This is a genomic window from Candidatus Mesenet endosymbiont of Phosphuga atrata (assembly GCF_964020175.1).
Lineage (GTDB): Bacteria > Pseudomonadota > Alphaproteobacteria > Rickettsiales > Anaplasmataceae > Mesenet.
The window spans coordinates 392,673-411,037 of record NZ_OZ026541.1 but is presented as its reverse complement, the minus strand read 5'-3'; the positions used below and the strand labels follow the sequence as shown (position 1 = coordinate 411,037).

Below are 18,365 nucleotides of genomic sequence, written 5' to 3'. Positions count from 1 at the left end.
ATATTATTTCATGTTAGTGACCAATGAGTTTTGCAAACAGAAAAAATCCTATCACTATAACTGATAAAGCGCTCGATAGGATAAAATATTTATTAGATGGTAAAGGGCAGGAAGTGATTGGCATTAGAATAATTATCAAGCAAAAGGGGTGTTTTGGTTTGAAATATAATATTGAATATGCTTATGAAATTCGCCCTTTTGAATCAACTATTGAGGTTATGCATAGTGGTGAAAAGGTCAAGATTCTCATAGATCCAAAGGCCATCATGTTTATATTAGGATCAGAGATGGATTTTGTAGAAGATAAGTTTTCATCAGGCTTTGTCTTTAAAAACCCAAATGAGAAAGGTAGGTGTGGTTGCGGAGAAAGTTTTTATGTCTGATTATTTTGCTCTATTTAACATACAACCTAAGTTTGATGTAGATTTAGATTTGTTAGAAAAAAAGTATATTGAACTCAGTAAAACTTTTCACCCTGATAATTGTATCTTAGATCATGAAAAATCTGTAGCTGTGAAAGATACTATCAACATCAATAAAGCTTATCAAACATTAAAATCGCCTTTAAAGAGAGCTGAATATTTGCTTTCCTTACTTAACGTTGCAAAAAATTGCAAAGTAGATCCTGAGATTCTTGAAGAATCGATGCAAATTAGGGAATCTATATTTAGTGGTGATGATAAGCAGATTTTAACTAAAACTATTGAAGATAAGACAAAAGAATGTATTAGGAATTTAAAGAATTTCTTTGCCAATAAGGATTTAAATAAAGCAGCAGAACAATTGCATAGGCTTAAATATTTAAATAAATCATACGAAGAGGTAAAGTGGAATTAATTCAAATATCAGATCCTCATGCACCTATGGCCTTCGGCATAGATTTTGGCACTACTAATTCTCTAATTGCTGAAGTTGATAAGGATAATAATGTGCATATCTTTAAAGATGAGCGTGGTGAAGAATTGCTGCGCTCAGCAGTCTCTTATTATGATGGTGCAATTGAGGTTGGATCTAAGTTAGATGCTAATGCTATTTATTCTATAAAGCGTCTATTGGGTAAAGGACCTGATGATGTAAAAGAAATTATCGGTAAAATTTGCTTTAATTATGAAATTAGTAGTCACGGCGGTACTGTTAAAATTGATCTTGGTGATGGTAAATACCTTTCTCCAGTTGAAATAGCTGCTGATATAATAAAAGCATTATGCAGAAGAGTTAAGAATACAAAAGGCTATAAGGTAAGCAAAGCAGTTATCACTGTACCTGCATATTTTGATGATGCGGCAAGAAATGCAGTAAAATTTGCAGCACAACTTGCAGGGATAGAAGTATTAAGATTAATTAATGAACCAACCGCTGCTGCGCTTGCATATGGCGTTGATAAACAAAATGAAGGAGAAATATACGCTGTCTATGATTTAGGTGGTGGTACATTTGATATATCAATATTAAAACTCCACAAAGAAAAAGTATTTCAAGTACTTGCTGTGGGTGGCGATGTATGCTTAGGTGGGGATGATTTTGACGCTTTACTTGTTGAGTATATACTTGGTATGTATAACCATATTAAACTAAATACTGCTCAAAAAAATAGGCTTATTACTGAAGCGCGTGCTGCAAAAGAATTTTTAAGCATGCATGAAAAAGGAGTTTTTAGTTTTAATGTAGATGAAAATTCATTTAAATGTGAAATTACAAAAAGTGAATTTGAAGCTTTAATATCAGGTTTGGTTGATAAAACTATGAATATTATCATAGATACGATACGAGATGCTAACTTAAGTATTGAAGATATCAAAGGAGTAATACTAGTTGGTGGTTCAACTAAAGTCCCATTGGTACAAAACACTCTTGCTAAAGTATTCCCTAATAAATTATTAAATGATGTTAATCCAGAAAAAGCAGTAGTTGTTGGTGCCGCAAGACAAGCTCACTATCTTACCTCTAATTCTCAAAATAAAGGACTTTTAATTGACGTTTTGCCTTTATCCTTAGGGATAGAAACTATGGGAGGAATAGTTGAAAAAATTATACAAAGAAACACTCCGCTACCAGCTTCGGAAATACAGGAATTTACAACTTATGTTGATGGGCAAGCAGCAATGACAATACACGTTCTTCAGGGTGAGCGTGAGATGGTTGAGCAAAATAAATCTTTAGCAAAATTTGAATTAAAGGGAATCCCACCACTTCCAGCTGGCAGAGCAAAAGTTAAAGTTGAATTCAAAGTTGATACCGATGGTATATTACATGTCACAGCAGTAGAATCCACCACAGGTATTAAACAAGAAGTTACTGTCAATTCAAATTTTGGTTTAACCCAAAAAGAAATAGAGGATATGGTAACTGCATCGGTGGAAAATTTCAGTGATGATATAGAAAAAAGATCTCTAGCTGAAGCTAAAATAAATAATAAGCATTTTATTGAAATAATTGATGCAGCAATGAAAAATTATGAAATAAAAGATCATGAATTGCAAAAAGCTTTAGATTATGCAAAGGAAACATTACTAGAATCAAACTTAAATGAAATTAATAACGCTATTGCTCATTTAAAAGCTGAAACTCCTAAGTTATTGCAAAAAGTAACAGATAAAAATTTACATAATGCAATAATTGATTATCAATTAAAAGATACTGAGAGATAAAGGATATTATGCCAACTGTAACATTCATTTTACCAGATGGAAGCAAAAAAACTTATGATGCATACGAAGGTGAGACATTACTAAGCCTAGCGCATAGAAGCGACCCTGATTTACTAGAAGGTGCATGCGAAGGGTCGCTTGCTTGTTCTACCTGTCATGTTATTGTTGAAAAAGATTTTTATGATACTGTTGAAGAAACTAACTCAATATCTGATGAAGAAAATGATATGTTGGATTTAGCATTTGGCCTCACTGAAACTTCAAGACTCGGCTGCCAAGTCAAAGTTACTAAAGAAATCGATGGCTTATGTGTAAGGATTCCAAGCAGCACACGTAATATATCAGTGGATAAAAAATAAGAATGCGTAAAATTTTTTGTGCCATAGCCGTCATAATCTTATTATTTTTTACTACTTATAGTGGATTATGGCTTTATGCCACTAGTAAAACTAAAAATATGCTGCAAAAGATCTCATCTTATGCAAAAGCTTATGAGATTGAGCTTACTTATGGCAATATTGTCACCTATGGTTTTCCTTTTGGTATAAATTTAGATATAAAAAACCCTGAAATTACCATACCCCAGTCAACTTCTATCAAGTTAGACTCTTTGCTGCTTAAGTATAAACTATTCAGTAAGTGGTTATCCTTATCTATTCCTAACAATATTATAGATATTACCATATCGGACAATCAAGAAAACTATAGTGTAGTTTGTAATACTCACAAATTAGCTCTTACCTCAAAATTAAATAAGTTGCCCTTTTTACTACAGATTAAAGATGAGCTCAGTGTTGTAGATTGCGTTAATCTGTTAAGGTACGAAGATCATGGATTAAGCTGCATAACTTTAAGTAGCAATAGTGAAACTAGTACAAAATCCAGCCAAGAAAACCATCTACAACTGATATTTGATAAAAAATCTGATGAGCATATAAAGCTCAGCGTTAATTCTCACATTAGCGAACATACTGATATAAAAGATCAGATTAGCCCAGAAATTAACGCAAATTTTGATGTTGAAATTTTAAGTAATAAGTCGAATGTTAAGTTAAACTTAGACATAGAAAAGTTCTCAATCAGTGGCAATGATTTTACTATTAATGCAAAAGGGAAGTTACACGACTTTATCATTGCAGTGTTATCATACTCATTCAAAGGTGAAATCAGTATTGATATGTTAAATTATAAAGAAAGCATATACTTTCTAGCCAGCCAATATTTACCCTCAAACAATGCTCAAATCATAAATAATATTCAAGAGCTAGTTTTGAATGTTGCACAAAAGATTAGTGAAGATAACATAAAAGTTATATTAAGCTATAATAATGATGATAAAGCAGTGTATATTGGCAATATGCGGCTTGACGCATTCATAGATAAAATACAAAAGATATGTAATAACGAAAAAGAAGATATAGAAACTAATAAATATGAGAATATTGACAATTAGTTTTTTAATGTTAATTCCCTTTTTTGTTGTCCATGCTTTTGTTTTAGATGAAAAACTAAGCGATCATAAGTTGGAAGAACGCGCTACTGATTTATTTAAAATTGTAAAATGCCCTATCTGTGCCGGAGAGTCTTTATACGAATCTCAATCACAGTTAGCTTACGATATGCGTAAAGCCATACGTGAGAGAATTAAAAGTGGTGACAGTGATGAGGAAATAATCTCAGATTTAAGACATGTTTATGGTGATAAGATAATCAGCATACCGCCCTTCAATTACATGTTATGGATTTTACCAATGTTGATTTTCTTTGTTGGTATTTCAATCATTTCAACATTTTATTATAGGAAAATAAATACATAAATTATTAGTAATATATTATTAAATTTTTAAAATTTAATTACAACTTAAGCACTATAATAAAGTTTAAGGGGGAAGCTATAGACCTCCCTAAGGAATGAAGAAAGAAGGATTGGAAAGAGTAGAGAAGAGGTTTAAATAGTAATTTTGATGGAGGGCAATAAGTTATGAAGAAAGAAATCGTATATTTTCAGGCAATTGACCGATTTAACAGTTGCTGAGTTTGAAAAAGTAGTAGAAAAAAGAAATGTCACGGAAGAAAATCGCATATTGAGACATTAGAAGACAAAATTTTGTGCACTCTAATTTATTATAATCTTTTCTAGGCCATGTGAACAAAATTTGTTGAGGTAGAAAAAAGCGGTAGTTTACTGTAATTAGCCAAAAGAAAACTACCATATATAAAAGAAAATAATTGGAAGCAAATTTTTGCATTCTTGAGAAGCATAAAGGGAATCCACAGCAAAAGTGAGGAAAAGTTAAGAATAGACCCCTTTCAAAATTCATATAGAAAGTTCCCAATTATAAATTCCCGCTATTAAATTGAATCAAAACGTTTGGGAGTATTCAACAAACTGTGTCAAAAACTCAACTGAATTTTTAATCTATTAGGAAAGAAAACATCAAAAAGCCAAATTTGGTATAGTCCAATTTTGCTCTATCTTTTTTATAGCACAGAAGGCATTTGTACTGGTAAATTGGTTTTAGTGAATTATTCTCATTTGCCCATGAAAATTGGATTGGTAGTAGCCGCCTAATTGGATCTGAATACTTTAAATAGCCAGTTTCCCAATTATTTTGCCATGATTTCACTACCATGGGAATTCCCACTTTTCTTCAAATCATTCATTTTGCTGGATACATATTTTACTTATCTCCATATATTTCTACGTTGGTTGTTTATGGCTGTAGAAAAATACACAATTTGAGATCATTCATAACCAGCAAAATAAAAGCCTCTTTTTTTGATCTATGCCGAATTTGCTTACTTTGAAAAACCATACAAATTATTGGGTAAATATGACCGACTGCGCCACTCATTGGTAATAATTTATCGGTAATATTGCTGCTGCTTATGGTCGTTTCGATATTTATAACTTTGCAAACATTTCAAGTTCAGGGTGTAAATTAATTTGTCTTTTTTTTGTGGCTCAAGTCTCTATCTTCAAATGAGTCTGAATCTGTATTTTGAACTTTTCTATGATTCCATTCTCATTTATTTTCTTTCTAAACTTGCTTCTATTGATCAGACTTTGCCAGTCTCTGATCGGCGATAATATATTAACTCTTTATTAATCCACTGTTTTTATTCGATGTTTTTTCATTCATTCCATGTTTCATATTAATATTTTTCTTGTTTGACACAGTTTGTTGAACGTTCTCAAAAAATTCTTTTTAACATTTTTAATTTTTCTTTTTTAATTGGGTGATTATGAGATGAGATAGAAGAATCTAATTTGAGTTTGAATTCAAGAATTTTTGATTATTTGTAAAAAATATCTAAACTCTATCAATTTCTAGAAATCGATTTAATTATACTCTATTATTATATCCTTTGAAGTAATTTGATAAATTCATATATTAAGTTAAATATTTAGAATTAACTGTAATAAAGCCATGGGTTAAGTCACACGTCCATACAGTTGCTTTGCTTTGGCCTTGACTTAGATCAATTTCAACCTCAATGTTACTTCCTTTCATATATTCTGTAACTAGATGTTCATCATACTTTATACTTAATTCACCATTTTCTACTATCTGAACGTTACCGATTTTTATTGCAATCTTATTCTTATCAAACTTTATTCCAGCTTTACCAAGAGCCATAACTATTCTACCCCAATTAGCATCTCCACCAGCAATTGCAGTTTTTACAAGCGGAGAATTTGCAACTGAAAGAGCTAGTTGTTTTGCCGATAAAATAGATGATGTACCCTTTACTGTTATTGTGATAAATTTGCTTGCACCTTCGCCATCTTTAACAATAAGATGTGCCATTTCTATTAACATTTCTCTGAGTGTTAGCTTAAAACTGCTAAATTTTGGATCATCAAATGAGTCTACTTGCTCATTATTTGCACAACCTGTTGCAAAGATAAGTAAAGTATCGCTAGTTGAAGTATCACCTTCAACTGTTATGCTGTTAAATGATATAGGTACATATTCATCTAACATCTTTTGTAGAACTTCAGTTGAAATATTAGCATCAGTAACCACATAAGATAGCATTGTTGCCATATTGGGTGCAATCATACCTGAGCCTTTACATATTCCATTTATGGTTACTTCAACTCCACCTATTTCTGTTTTTCTGGTTGTCATTTTATGATATGTATCAGTCGTCATAATGGAAATAGCTGCATCTTCCCATGAGTTTGCACTTAAATTTTTTGCAGCTCTCTCTATTGCAGCTTTCATTTTATCTACTGGGAGGGGTTTGCCGATTACTCCTGTTGAAGAAAAATATACTTCTTCTCCCTTGCATTGAAATAGATCAGTACATAAGTTAACTATCTCTTCTACTGCCTTATATCCCGCACTGCCATTGGCAACATTAGCATTACCTGAGTTTACAATAAGTACCCTAGCTTTACCAAAAGGCAGGATCTTTCGGCAATGTTCAATGTTACTACTTGCAGCATATGACGTAGTAAAAACGCCAGCAACAGAAGTACCTTGAGTAAATTCCATAACTAGCATATCATTTTTACCAGAGCTTCTAATTCCTGCTTTTGCTACAGCCATTTTGATACCTTTAATTTTAGGCATCTCTGGAAAATTTTTAGGATAAAAAGGAGATTTCGGTATTTTCATAAAATTATAACATATAGATTGTTTCAGTATAATACAAATCACACTTTTTGTTGAATATTAAGATGATTGATTTTGTTACTAAATAAGTATATTATATAATAATATTAATAGGGGGATTAATAGTGTCAGTATCAGAAGAACGCAAAAAATACCTGCTGGAAAAGTTTATATATGCAGCTAAAAGTTTTGGTAAAGCTGGCACGAGATCAGATTATCCTGGAGTACCTAAAGAACAGCAATTATCTATTGATCTGGGAAATAAGAAATCATTTAGCATTATAGGTAAAATACTTAATTGGATAGAAAATAAACTCAAATTCCTTTTTCCATGCTATAATTTTTTTACAGAAGTAGGAACAGAGGAAAGGAAGGTCATTGCAACTAATACCAAAGTTAAGTATTTTTCTCAAGAGGAGCAATTTGAACATGCTTTATATATCGGTGAAGACAATAAAGATCTAAAACTATATAGCTTAGAAGGTAAGTTATATGATACGCGTGGTAAAATTAGCAAAACAAGAAAGGATGGTGTAGCTTATGTGATAACTCTTGATGGTAGATTAGTGGTGCATGAGCATACTGATGTTGGTAAATCAGAATATGCTTACCGTCATTCAACGCTTGCAGGCGGTAAACCTATTATTTGCTCTGGATTAATGAAAGTAATAGATGGTAAAATTGCGTATATAGACAACAATAGTGGACATTATAAGCCGAAGGAGGCAAACTTATATAATGCAATAAAGAAATTAAAAGGTCTATTTTTACAAGATGCAAAAGTTACTTATTTAGGATCTTTAGAGCTCTTAAGAAAACAAATTCCACTTATATGCAGAATTCCACATACACAAAAATCAGTAAAGAAGTTTTTGAAAACAATGGAGAAAAAAGGAAAAGATGGACTAACTAAATATCAAAGACATTTTGCGCAGGTAAAAGAATATAATGATCGGTATATAGAGCTATATCAGTGTACACCACAATTTAGACAACAGTTATTTAAACCAGTTCCTATTCTAGATGGGGACAGCCATAAAATGGCAGTAGAACACTCAATCAGAAAAATCATCGGAGCGGATTATGGTCATAAGCCGGTAATTCATAAGAACAAGGAAGATCATGTAATCGATTTTAACTACGAAGATGATTGTAAAAGATTAACTGAAATTTTGAGTTCAGAAGGATATGATTATCAAAAAGTAACCTATTGTTTGAGCAAAAAAGAAAATGAGCAAGATAATGAGCAAAATAAAGTCAACAAATATAGAGTCTCTATCAGACACAGTGATATGGATAAATTTATTAAAAACACTTTGCAAATTAACGTAGATAGTATTGAGTTGCTTAATCAACAAAGAGCTATGCAAAGTTAAAATAATAAAGAAATTATTTAAAATCCCCCATGTAAATTAACTCTTAGCTCACTGAATCCTTCATAAGCTTAAAAAGCAACAATCTTATTTTCTTTTATCAAATAATATAATTTATTTTTAGTCATTATGAAGGGTATATAAATTCACCTAAACTATAACTTTACGTATTTCCTTTGTTTTACAAGCTATCATCTCTGCTATATGCTCAGCTCCCTTGTTCCTCGCAAATTCTTCTGCTGTTTTTCCTTCATTATTTCTAATAGAGAAATCTATATCTTTATTTTTGAGTAATTTTTCTACTAATCTTTCATTAGGTAATATAGCAACTATATGTAGAGCGGTATTACCATTTCTTTTATTTTGAATATTAATGTTTAATCTCTTATTATTAAGAAGTAAATTAATCATACTATAATATTGTTCTTCTTTATTATCATTGGTTACCACTGCTATAGAATTAATAATATCCATTAAAATCGTGTTGCCATTATGATTTGTGGAATTTATATCAATATTTTTCTCTTCTAGTAATTTACTGAATTCTACAAGATCTACATTCTCTATTGCTTTTTTAATATTTTGTTGATCATTACCTTCTTCTGGAACTTCAGCAAGCATATATCCCCTACCCCAAATAGTTTTTATATGGTTTTTCCCACTATCAGCTTCCATTAACTTTTGACGTAACTTACATGCAAATACATCTATTATTTTAGAATCTGAAGGCTCATCAGATCCGCTATACAGATGATTTAAAAACATTTCTTTTGAGATAACTGTCCCCTTCCTCATAGCCATTAATTCTAGCATAGAGTACTCTTTATTAGTTAATTTTACATCATATTCACAACCATTTTTTCTAACTATTAATGTACGTCTATCAAAATTAATTTTAAAGCTGCCAAACTGATTAGAAGACTCTGGATGGCCAATAGTACGTCTCATTACAGCGTGAATGCGTGCTAACAGTTCACTTTTTGGTAGAGGTTTAACCATGTAATCATCAGCCCCAAGCTTAAGGCCCTTAGTTTTATGACTAACAGAACTTATACATGACGTTATTAACACTGGGACTGTTATTTTTGCATTTCTCAACTTAAGTAAAATATCAAAACCATTATCATCATCTCCCAAATGTATATCCAGTAGAATCATATCATAATGACTGCAATTACTTGAATAAACCAGATCATTTCTATATTCTTGAGGACAATTTATAATGTCACAGGAATGTCCACCATCTCTTAACATCTTTACAACACTCCTTGCACTGACAGGATCATCTTCAACTAATAACATACGCATATCAAAACCTCATAAAATTTACAACTTAAAATAACAGAACAATTACTATTTATACAAAAATTTTTGAAAAATAATATTAACTAGATACCTTACTTAATTACCTAATTTATTTAGAATTTATAAATTACTTAAGCATAATCCTCAAGTTGAAACTTAATAAATATTAAATATATTCAACATAAATTAATACATTATTAATAAAAACTTAAGCACTAATATCTCACATACAATTAAGTCACTTGTATTTTTTCCTACTATCTATATCTTTTACTATAGTTGCTTCATAAAAAATAATAACTTAAAGGTAAAATTAATGGTAGAATTAATATCAATTTTAGGTGCTGGATCATGGGGAACATCATTAGCAATATCGTTAAGTAGCAATACTAATATCAAATTGTGGACTCGCAATCAAGGCATAATTAAGTCCGTCAAAGATTTTAGTGAAAATAGCCAATATTTACCTGGATGTAAAATTCCTAATAATGTTTTTATCACTTCCGATTTGGAAGAGGCTATCACTTCAAAAATAATAATCTTAGCGGTCCCAACTCAGTCCTTGCGCGACTTATGCATTAATCTTAAAAAACAAAATCTTGTAAATAGTCATTTCATTATAGGATGTAAGGGAATAGAGCAACTAACACTTATGTTTCCTAGTGAAATTGTAAATGAAATGTTTGGCAATAGCCCAGTTGCCGTTTTATCTGGTCCAAGTTTTGCATCAGAAATAGGGCGTAAATTGCCGTGTTTTATGACACTTGCATGTGAAAGTGACAAAGTTAAGTCATTTCTTATGCCAAAGTTAGAAAATAACCATATAACGTTGCTTCCAAGTGCAGATTTGATAGGAATTCAAATTTGTGCTGCAATCAAGAATGTTATAGCTATAGCATGTGGTATAATTTTAGGTAAAGAAATTGGGTGCGGTGCCCATGCAGCAGTTATAACTAAAGGTATGGAAGAAATAAGAAACATGTGCGTAGCAAGAACAGGCAACACTAATATAGACACTTTACTTGGTATCTCATGTTTAGGAGATTTGGTTATGACTTGCAATGCTTTAAACTCAAGAAACATGTCTTTTGGTTTTGCTATAGGAAAAAGCAATGGCAACGTCAAACAGATCTTATCAGAAAGTAAAACTGCAATTGAAGGTGCAGCAACTGCTGAAGCAGTATCACAATTAGCAGCAAAATTAAATATATCAATGCCAGTATGTGAAACTATTCATAAACTTTTGCGTGCAGAGTTAACAGTAGAAGACTCAATATCAAACCTCTTAAGTAAGAAAGATTGAGATGAAATTATTTTCTAAAATAATATCGACTTGGTTTCTACTTGGTATGTTTAAAAAAGCACCTGGAACGATAGGTAGTTTAGCTGCATTGCTACTTTTACCTTTTATTCTGCTAAATAGTATTATAGGTGCAATAATTATTTTTGCCATGTTTCTGCTAGGTTTTTGGTCTATAACTAATTACATGCGTCATTATGGAACTATCAACGATCCGAGCGAGGTTGTCATTGATGAGGTAATAGGGCAGCTATTAACAATCTTCTTAACATTCATTACGCTAGGCAATAATGTAAACGTAAAATATCACTTTAGTTTATATTTCGTATGTTTTATTTTTTTTAGGTTTTTTGATATAGTAAAAATTTGGCCCATTAGCTTCATTGATAGAAAATTAAAGGGTGCATTAGGCATTATTCTAGATGACGTGTTGGCAGCTGTGTTTGCTTATTTTTCTATAATATTATTATACTATTTACTATGAAGCAGAAAAATAGCGTTCTTAGATCATCTCTCGCAACTAAAAACCTAAGAGATTACATAATAGGTACAACTAAATTGTCCAATTGGGAGGTGCATAAGTTTAATAACCTTATTGTTACAATAGGCGGCACTAACCAATCTTTATTCAATTATGTGTTTTACACAGAAGAAGGTGAATTTTGCATCAAGTCTGTCCAAGAAGTTCTGAATTATCTACAAGAAAGAAAGATAGAAGCAACATGGCCTATAGATTCTCATATAAAGGTTAGAACCAAATTAGAAAACCTTGGTATAAAAAGTGCTAGCACTCCTAAAAAAGCTTTCTTAAATATAAGAAATTATTTGCCATCTCAGGATAGAGTACCTAACTTAGTACTAAAAGTAGTCAATAGTCAAGAAGACTTAACAGAGCTGGATAAAATGACATCTGTTATTTTTTATCATGATCTAGGAATTGTAAGTACATTCTTACGTGGAATACTAAATCATGGTAATCAGGCTTCCAAATTAAAGTTTTTTCTTGCAAAATTAAACGGCAAAACAGTCGGCACTTGTGGAATTTACATTGAAGATGAAATAGCAGGTTTCTACAGCGATGGTGTATTACCTATGTATAGAAACCAAGGCATTGCTACTGAAATGGTTATGCAAAGAATTAAAATAGCGCAACAACATTGCTGTAAATACGTTATAGCTCACTGTATGAAATCTTCAGTTAATCTTTATAAAAGAGTAGGATTTAAAATGTTAGGCAATTTGCACTTATACGTTTCTTCATAAGGCTAGGTTCTTTAATTCTTTCTTTTAAAATAAAAGAGCGAGCTTGTTTTTATCTACTTAGGTTAATATGCTTACATACATTTTTATTTTTGTAAATTTATGGCTATCTTTTTTAGTTTCTTATTTTTTAATAAAAATTAACCATAAGTCAAGAAATTTGGAACACGAAAATACGCTATTAAATAATCTAATTGATGCTACAGATGACGGGTTTTATTTATGGGATGCAGAAAAACGAATAGAGAGATTTTCTCCTAATTTGCTACTTTTATTTAACACTATATTCTACTCATTTAATGAATTTGCAAATTTTTTTGAAGAATCAGACCTATTAAAAAGAAATCTAAATGAAGTAAAAGAAATAAACAAATCTTTCACAATAAAATTAAAAGCAAAAGGTGTTGAAATTTATTGTGTATGTCATGGTAGAAGCATAATTGGAAGTACAACTAATATAGTCGGAGCTTTGTTATGGATTAAAAACATCTCGGATTCTGTTACAAAAATTAATAACCTTAATATGGAAAATACAAGGTATACTCAGAAATTAAGAGACTTTACAGATGTTTTAGACATAATACCATATCCTGTATGGAAGCGTGATCACGGTTTTAAAATAAGTGTATATAATACATCATATCCTCAATGTATTAAAAGTTTAAAAAAAATACTAAATAGCAATATGTCAAGAGGCAACGTTTCATCTAAATATTGCACTGGAACTAAGCATGTCATAATTAATAACGAGCGAAAATTATACAATTTTACAGAAGTTAAAGTAGAAAAATCAAATAAATTTATAGGGTATGCAGAAGATATAACTCAAATAGAGCAGCTAAATAACAAACTTAATAAGTATATTACTATACAAAAAACTTTATTAGCAAATTTACCTGTTGCTATAGTTATATATGATGCAAATCAAAGACTGCAGTTTTACAATAGAGCCTTTGCTGAATTTTTTAGCTTCGACTCATTACTGCTATCAGCAAAACCTACTTATGAAGAAATCTTTGGCTTACTAAAAATTAAAGAGACTTTAGAAAGTAATGATCACAATAGCAAACAAAAATTTGAGTTTTTAAACACATTATCAGATCCATATAACTACTTGTTATACTTAGCTGACGGTAGAATATTAAGTGTTTTAATTATACCATATGCCATAGAGGGACTAATTTTCTTATATGAAGACATAACAAACAAAAGTAAAACAGAAACATCACAGTAGCCTAGAAAAAACTGAAAGATTTCCTCTTCTATATATAAGCCCTTAAAGGCATTAGTATATGTTATAATGATAAAATAAATAATTGAAAAGTAAAAGAAACATTACATTATAATGATTAGGCATGTAGGCAAAACTACTATAAATTGGTCAGGTTAGAAATGAAGCAGCCATATTAGAACTGTTTTGGGTTACATGCCCATATTATACTTTTCTTATGAACATAGCAGCTAAATATAGACCAAATACATTTGAGGAATTAGTAGGACAAGATGTATTAGTACATGTTTTACGTAATTCATTTATCTTGAACAAAATTCCTCAATCTATACTCCTTGCCGGAAGTAGCGGTATTGGCAAAACAACAACTGCGAGAATTATAGCTTTGTGTTTAAATTGTTCATCAGGGCCAACACCTTATCCTTGTAAAGTTTGCAACAATTGTGCAGCTATAAAAGATTCAAGACATCCTGACGTTTTAGAAATAGATGCGGCAAGCCATACAAGTGTCGAAGATATTAAAGCTATACTTGAAAGCACGTGCTATCTCCCAATCAGTGCTAAGTTTAAGGTGTATATCATAGACGAAGCCCACATGCTTTCAAATAGCGCATTTAATGCTTTGCTTAAAACATTAGAAGAGCCTTTGTCTAATGTTAAGTTTATTCTTGCAACAACAGAGGTAAGAAAAATTCCAGGTACTGTTATTTCTCGTTGTCAACGTTTTAATTTAGAAAAAGTTCAAGCAAATGATATGACGGCACATCTAAGTAATATAGCAAAGAAAGAAAATCTCTCTTTTGAAACAGATGCTCTAAAATTGATAACACGTAACTCTGAAGGTTCTGTGCGTAATGCTTTGCTTCTGCTTAACCAAGTTACACTATACAGTGGTAAAAACAATATCTCCATTTCTACAGTTGAAAATATATTGTGTTTAACAGATAGAAAAACATTGTTTGATCTTGTAGAATCATTGCTGGAGAGTGACCCTGCTAGAACTTTAATTATTTTCAAAAATGCGAGTAAAAGTGCCAATACCATTTCTATTCTAGAGGAATTATTACAAATAGTTCACTTGCTATGTTGTTTTTTAGTAACTGGGCTAAAAGATGAAACTGCAACAGAGTACGAAATGGCCAGAATAACAAAATTAGATAAAAAGAAAACATTAAGTTTCATGCTTAGGCTTTGGCAGGCTCTTTTTAAAGGAATTCAGAATATAAAGATGTTTTCTTGTAGTGATTTATTTGCTGAAATGATTTTAATTAATTTATGTTATTTAGCAGATTTACCATCACCAGCACAGGTTATAAATAGTGTATTTACAAATAAAGGCAGCTATCAGGATTCACAGATATTATATAATAGAGAGAGAGAAGAAGATTATAACTTTAATAAAATTTTAACATTATTAGATAAGAATAAAGAAATTTTTCTTTACAACCAGTTGTGTAGTAGTGTAGAATTAATTAGCTGTAGTGCAGGTCATCTTAAGCTAAAGGCTAAGGTTTTGTTACATAAAAATTTTGTTACTACGTTGACGCAATGTTTAAATTCTCTGACTCAATTAGAATGGTGTGTAACAATTGATGATTGTATAGAAGTTTTTGAAAATATACCAGCTGTTAAGAAAGTTTTGGACGTTTTCAAAAGCGCAAAGGTAGAAGATATAAAAAATAAGGAGTGATTGTGGACATTAACAAAATAAAAAAACAAGCTGAGTCTATACAAAAGAAGGTTATGGAAGCACAGGCAGGCCATACAATTAAGGAATTCAAAGGTGTTTCTGCTGGTGGTAAAGTTTCTGTAGTTATTACTACAGAAGGGATGGGCAGTTTTAAAGCTAAGGAAGTTAATCTAGATGATGAATTGTTAAAACATGAAGATAAAGATATTATAGGAGATTTAATAGTAGCGGCATTTAACGATGCGCTTAAGGCAGCAGAAGAAGATAAAAAAAATTTATTTTCAAATCTTGCTAGTATGATGGGTCTACCACCTGAATTTAAATTACCATTTTAGTAGAGTAAAAAATCTATTTCTTTTTTTATTATTTTATACTACAATTAGCAAGAAGTTATTTTAGTTGTTTGTGGAGCTTAAATTTAATTAGGTTTCAAGTAGAGGGGTTATTGGTTCCATGTCTAATTCTGGAGATAGGAAAGTAAAAAATAAAGAAGTTGATAAGTATATTGGCAAGAAAATAAAAGAATCTAGGCTTATAAAAAAAATGACTCAAAGCGATCTAGGGCAAGAAATAAGTCTTACTTTCCAACAAGTACAGAAGTATGAGAAAGGAATAAACTGTATTTCAGCTAGCAAGTTATATTATTTAGCAAAAGTGCTAGAAATAGATGTAAATGACTTTTTTCCTAGAGATGTTTTTCAGAAGGAACAAGCTGGACAATCAGATACTCTTCATGAACAAGGCAATTTTGAATATGACGGATGTCCTGAAAGTAAAGAAATTTTGGTATTAGTTAGAGAATATGCTAATGTTAGAAGCAAAAAAGTTCGTAATGCTATATATTCTCTGGTTAAATCTCTATCCGCATTAGCAAATGAAAGTAAGTGAGTTATTTACTAGATAGTATTAAAAAAGGTATAATTTCTTATTAACTAACAAATATATATGCGTAACTTTTACTAGACTTTAGTTGATTTTTAATTATCCTCTATTTTTATTTAGAGTTAAATTTTTATTTTTATAAGGTTAATATTATGGATATCTATTGTAAAAAAATAATCTCAGGAACTGCGTTGATAACGCTGTTAACTTTTTCTCCTGGTTACTCTTCTGCTAGAGTTGCAGGTGACTCCCCAGTTGGTCCAGTTGATGGGGAGATTAGTAATATTTATGGTGCTCTTCATTATCATGGTGAATTTTGGAACAATATAGGCACCTTGAAAGGAAAGGAAGATGCAACAGGTGTTACAACAGGAGCAATTCTTGGATGGGATTCTGAGAGCAAAGCAGCAGGAGAATACAAACCTAAGTATAAAGGTTCACCCTTGCTCGGTGGCTTGTCTTTAGGTTGTGCTCTTATGGAAGGAGTTAGAATTGAATTTCAAGGTTTATATTCACAAATAAATATTGATGATAAAGATTTTGAATCAGAAGAAAAAGCACAATATGTTGAATTGCAACGTGACAACGCTTCTTCTGGAAGCACTTTTAAACTTGATCATGCTACTAATCCATCAAAATGGGCAAGTATAGATGCAGTGGTCAGAAAAAATACGGAAACTTCTCCTCAAGATATACCAGACTCACGCTTGGCTGCATTTAGAATGAAAAATAAAGGCTTCAATAACATTGCGGGAATGGTTAATGCTTATGGTGATTTTAGAATCAGTGAAGAGTTTGAAGCTGACTTATATATTGGAGGTGGTCTTGGTTTAACTAAGATTAACTTCTTAGATAAAAGTAGATTCGCTCCTGCTTATCAATTCAAAGGAGGGATTAGCTTTGCTCTGCCAAATTCACCAGCGAGAATTTTTGCTGGTTATCGTTATTTCGGCGTTTGGGGTGATAAGTTTAAAGAAGTTAAGCCAACAGAGGCAATAACTGATGCTGCTATTGATACTTCTAAGCATGAACCTGCACGCGTTAAATCAACTACTGCAGCCATCGAAAACAGTTTTGCTGTACATGGTGTTGAAGCAGGTATAATGTATAATTTCTAAATTTAAAGTTTACACGGGGGTTTCTCCCCGTGTGAATTTTTCATCAGATTAACCAATAGAAATCAGTAATAGCTGTATCAGTTATATTTTTAGGTCTTTTTTATTATATATTAGCAATGGTTTTAGACTTGGAAAAGTCAGTGGAGTAATTTCATTAGTTACTCATTTAACAACGTATATTCTAATATATCTAATTATAGGATAAGCCATTTAACTAAAGCGAAGAAAATAGTAAATTTTATTAATGCGGCAATCACCTACCCCCCAATTTAAATATTTAGTACATATTATATATTTTTAAAATAAATATTTTACTGTTAATAAACTTACAGGAGCAAAATTTTTACGATGGTGATCACTGACACCGTACCTATTTAAAGCTTGGATATGCTCTTTAGTGCCATATCCTTTATTTTTATACCAGTTATATTCAGGTGCATCATGATGCAGCTGCATCATAAATCTATCACGAGTTACTTTAGCAATAATAGAAGCTGCAGCGATTGATACACTTAGATTATCACCATTTATTACACATTTTACATTCCACGGTACATCAGGTGGTTGATTGCCATCTACCAATACATAATCTAGTTCCATATTTAAATTGATTAATGCTCTTTTCATTGATAGTTTTGTTGCTCCTAAAATATTGTATTGATCAATTTCATCAACGTCTGCAATACCTATGCCATATCTTATATTTATATCTGATGTCATTTTCTCATATAATTCTTCTCTTTTTTGTGGAGTGAGCTTTTTGGAATCATTGATTTCAGTTGTAATATTTATTCTATTTAAAAAAACTACTGCTGCTGAGATAACAGGACCGGCAAGCGCTCCTCTACCAACCTCATCAACGCCTGCAACAATTCCATCTAATTCATTTTCTAATGAGAAATCAGGCATATCTAAAAATAAACTAAGCCAGCT

The 18,365-nt window shown here is 31.2% G+C and carries 18 protein-coding genes and 1 other RNA gene; 16 read left to right on the top strand and 3 right to left on the bottom strand.

Features of this window, described 5'->3' with window-relative positions; all coding sequences use genetic code 11:
• Positions 1-23 precede the first annotated feature (23 nt).
• The 6 genes from AACL09_RS01995 to AACL09_RS01970 are packed head-to-tail and all read left to right on the top strand — an operon-like array spanning position 24 to position 4,465.
• A complete protein-coding gene (locus AACL09_RS01995; protein ID WP_339048519.1) occupies positions 24-383 on the top strand; it encodes an iron-sulfur cluster assembly accessory protein in 360 nt (119 codons plus the stop codon).
• Positions 376-837, top strand: a complete 462-nt coding sequence (gene hscB, locus AACL09_RS01990) for a Fe-S protein assembly co-chaperone HscB (protein WP_339048517.1) — start codon at positions 376-378, stop codon at positions 835-837. Before AACL09_RS01995 ends, hscB begins: the two co-directional genes overlap by 8 nt.
• The gene (gene hscA / locus AACL09_RS01985) at positions 828-2,648 is read left to right on the top strand and encodes a Fe-S protein assembly chaperone HscA (protein ID WP_339048515.1); all 1,821 of its coding nucleotides are present in this window, start codon (positions 828-830) and stop codon (positions 2,646-2,648) included. Before hscB ends, hscA begins: the two co-directional genes overlap by 10 nt.
• Positions 2,649-2,656: 8 nt before the next feature.
• A complete protein-coding gene (locus AACL09_RS01980; protein WP_339048513.1) occupies positions 2,657-3,007 on the top strand; it encodes a ferredoxin family 2Fe-2S iron-sulfur cluster binding protein in 351 nt (116 codons plus the stop codon).
• Between the two features lie 2 nt (positions 3,008-3,009).
• Positions 3,010-4,101 carry a hypothetical protein gene (locus AACL09_RS01975; RefSeq protein ID WP_339048511.1) on the top strand — a complete coding sequence of 364 codons (1,092 nt, stop codon included), beginning with the start codon at positions 3,010-3,012 and terminating at the stop codon, positions 4,099-4,101.
• Positions 4,102-4,108: 7 nt separating this feature from the next.
• Positions 4,109-4,465 carry a cytochrome c-type biogenesis protein gene (locus AACL09_RS01970; RefSeq protein ID WP_339048508.1) on the top strand — a complete coding sequence of 119 codons (357 nt, stop codon included), beginning with the start codon at positions 4,109-4,111 and terminating at the stop codon, positions 4,463-4,465.
• A 1,578-nt stretch (positions 4,466-6,043) separates the two neighbouring features.
• Here AACL09_RS01970 and argJ read toward each other — a convergent pair.
• Positions 6,044-7,276 (bottom strand): bifunctional glutamate N-acetyltransferase/amino-acid acetyltransferase ArgJ, encoded by a 1,233-nt coding sequence (argJ, locus tag AACL09_RS01965; RefSeq protein ID WP_339048506.1) that lies wholly within the window; start codon positions 7,274-7,276, stop codon positions 6,044-6,046.
• Positions 7,277-7,398: 122 nt separating this feature from the next.
• Here argJ and AACL09_RS01960 point away from each other — a divergent pair, with 122 nt between their 5' ends.
• Complete coding sequence (locus AACL09_RS01960; protein WP_339048504.1) at positions 7,399-8,649, top strand: hypothetical protein; 1,251 nt, start codon at positions 7,399-7,401, stop codon at positions 8,647-8,649.
• 147 nt (positions 8,650-8,796) lie between these two features.
• Here AACL09_RS01960 and AACL09_RS01955 read toward each other — a convergent pair whose 3' ends face one another.
• The gene (locus AACL09_RS01955; RefSeq protein WP_339048502.1) at positions 8,797-9,954 is read right to left on the bottom strand and encodes a winged helix-turn-helix domain-containing protein; all 1,158 of its coding nucleotides are present in this window, start codon (positions 9,952-9,954) and stop codon (positions 8,797-8,799) included.
• Positions 9,955-10,267: 313 nt separating this feature from the next.
• Here AACL09_RS01955 and AACL09_RS01950 point away from each other — a divergent pair, with 313 nt between their 5' ends.
• The 9 genes from AACL09_RS01950 to AACL09_RS01910 all read left to right on the top strand — a co-directional run bounded on the left by AACL09_RS01950 (position 10,268) and on the right by AACL09_RS01910 (position 17,432).
• Complete coding sequence (locus AACL09_RS01950) at positions 10,268-11,254, top strand: NAD(P)H-dependent glycerol-3-phosphate dehydrogenase (protein ID WP_339048500.1); 987 nt, start codon at positions 10,268-10,270, stop codon at positions 11,252-11,254.
• A 46-nt stretch (positions 11,255-11,300) separates the two neighbouring features.
• Positions 11,301-11,735 carry a phosphatidylglycerophosphatase A gene (locus AACL09_RS01945; RefSeq protein ID WP_339048498.1) on the top strand — a complete coding sequence of 145 codons (435 nt, stop codon included), beginning with the start codon at positions 11,301-11,303 and terminating at the stop codon, positions 11,733-11,735.
• Positions 11,732-12,514: a GNAT family N-acetyltransferase gene (locus AACL09_RS01940; protein WP_339048496.1), complete on the top strand. Its 783-nt coding sequence runs from the start codon at positions 11,732-11,734 to the stop codon at positions 12,512-12,514. Before AACL09_RS01945 ends, AACL09_RS01940 begins: the two co-directional genes overlap by 4 nt.
• Before the next feature lie 67 nt (positions 12,515-12,581).
• Positions 12,582-13,745 (top strand): PAS-domain containing protein, encoded by a 1,164-nt coding sequence (locus AACL09_RS01935; RefSeq protein ID WP_339048494.1) that lies wholly within the window; start codon positions 12,582-12,584, stop codon positions 13,743-13,745.
• Positions 13,746-13,858: 113 nt separating this feature from the next.
• Positions 13,859-13,950, top strand: an RNA gene (ffs, locus tag AACL09_RS01930) — signal recognition particle sRNA small type.
• Between the two features lie 9 nt (positions 13,951-13,959).
• A complete protein-coding gene (dnaX, locus tag AACL09_RS01925; RefSeq protein ID WP_339048492.1) occupies positions 13,960-15,432 on the top strand; it encodes a DNA polymerase III subunit gamma/tau in 1,473 nt (490 codons plus the stop codon).
• A 2-nt stretch (positions 15,433-15,434) separates the two neighbouring features.
• Positions 15,435-15,767: a YbaB/EbfC family nucleoid-associated protein gene (locus AACL09_RS01920; RefSeq protein WP_339048489.1), complete on the top strand. Its 333-nt coding sequence runs from the start codon at positions 15,435-15,437 to the stop codon at positions 15,765-15,767.
• A 118-nt stretch (positions 15,768-15,885) separates the two neighbouring features.
• Positions 15,886-16,320: a helix-turn-helix transcriptional regulator gene (locus AACL09_RS01915; RefSeq protein WP_339048486.1), complete on the top strand. Its 435-nt coding sequence runs from the start codon at positions 15,886-15,888 to the stop codon at positions 16,318-16,320.
• A 146-nt stretch (positions 16,321-16,466) separates the two neighbouring features.
• Positions 16,467-17,432: a P44/Msp2 family outer membrane protein gene (locus AACL09_RS01910; RefSeq protein ID WP_339048484.1), complete on the top strand. Its 966-nt coding sequence runs from the start codon at positions 16,467-16,469 to the stop codon at positions 17,430-17,432.
• Between the two features lie 297 nt (positions 17,433-17,729).
• On the opposite strand, the gene AACL09_RS01905 is transcribed toward AACL09_RS01910, so the two are convergent.
• Complete coding sequence (locus AACL09_RS01905) at positions 17,730-18,341, bottom strand: ribonuclease HII (RefSeq protein ID WP_339048973.1); 612 nt, start codon at positions 18,339-18,341, stop codon at positions 17,730-17,732.
• Positions 18,342-18,365 lie beyond the last annotated feature (24 nt).

Excerpts from the sequence above, each read along its gene's own strand:
- AACL09_RS01940 (WP_339048496.1), top strand. The coding sequence starts at position 11,732 with ATGAAGCAGAAAAATAGCGTTCTTAGATCATCTCTCGCAACTAAAAAC.
- AACL09_RS01980 (WP_339048513.1), top strand. The coding sequence starts at position 2,657 with ATGCCAACTGTAACATTCATTTTACCAGATGGAAGCAAAAAAACTTAT.
- AACL09_RS01995 (WP_339048519.1), top strand. The coding sequence starts at position 24 with ATGAGTTTTGCAAACAGAAAAAATCCTATCACTATAACTGATAAAGCG.
- AACL09_RS01915 (WP_339048486.1), top strand. The coding sequence starts at position 15,886 with ATGTCTAATTCTGGAGATAGGAAAGTAAAAAATAAAGAAGTTGATAAG.
- AACL09_RS01950 (WP_339048500.1), top strand. The coding sequence starts at position 10,268 with ATGGTAGAATTAATATCAATTTTAGGTGCTGGATCATGGGGAACATCA.
- argJ (WP_339048506.1), bottom strand. The coding sequence starts at position 7,276 with ATGAAAATACCGAAATCTCCTTTTTATCCTAAAAATTTTCCAGAGATG.
- hscB (WP_339048517.1), top strand. The coding sequence starts at position 376 with ATGTCTGATTATTTTGCTCTATTTAACATACAACCTAAGTTTGATGTA.
- AACL09_RS01910 (WP_339048484.1), top strand. The coding sequence starts at position 16,467 with ATGGATATCTATTGTAAAAAAATAATCTCAGGAACTGCGTTGATAACG.
- AACL09_RS01945 (WP_339048498.1), top strand. The coding sequence starts at position 11,301 with ATGTTTAAAAAAGCACCTGGAACGATAGGTAGTTTAGCTGCATTGCTA.
- AACL09_RS01955 (WP_339048502.1), bottom strand. The coding sequence starts at position 9,954 with ATGCGTATGTTATTAGTTGAAGATGATCCTGTCAGTGCAAGGAGTGTT.
- AACL09_RS01935 (WP_339048494.1), top strand. The coding sequence starts at position 12,582 with ATGCTTACATACATTTTTATTTTTGTAAATTTATGGCTATCTTTTTTA.
- dnaX (WP_339048492.1), top strand. The coding sequence starts at position 13,960 with ATGAACATAGCAGCTAAATATAGACCAAATACATTTGAGGAATTAGTA.
- AACL09_RS01905 (WP_339048973.1), bottom strand. The coding sequence starts at position 18,341 with ATGCCTGATTTCTCATTAGAAAATGAATTAGATGGAATTGTTGCAGGC.
- AACL09_RS01975 (WP_339048511.1), top strand. The coding sequence starts at position 3,010 with ATGCGTAAAATTTTTTGTGCCATAGCCGTCATAATCTTATTATTTTTT.
- AACL09_RS01970 (WP_339048508.1), top strand. The coding sequence starts at position 4,109 with ATGTTAATTCCCTTTTTTGTTGTCCATGCTTTTGTTTTAGATGAAAAA.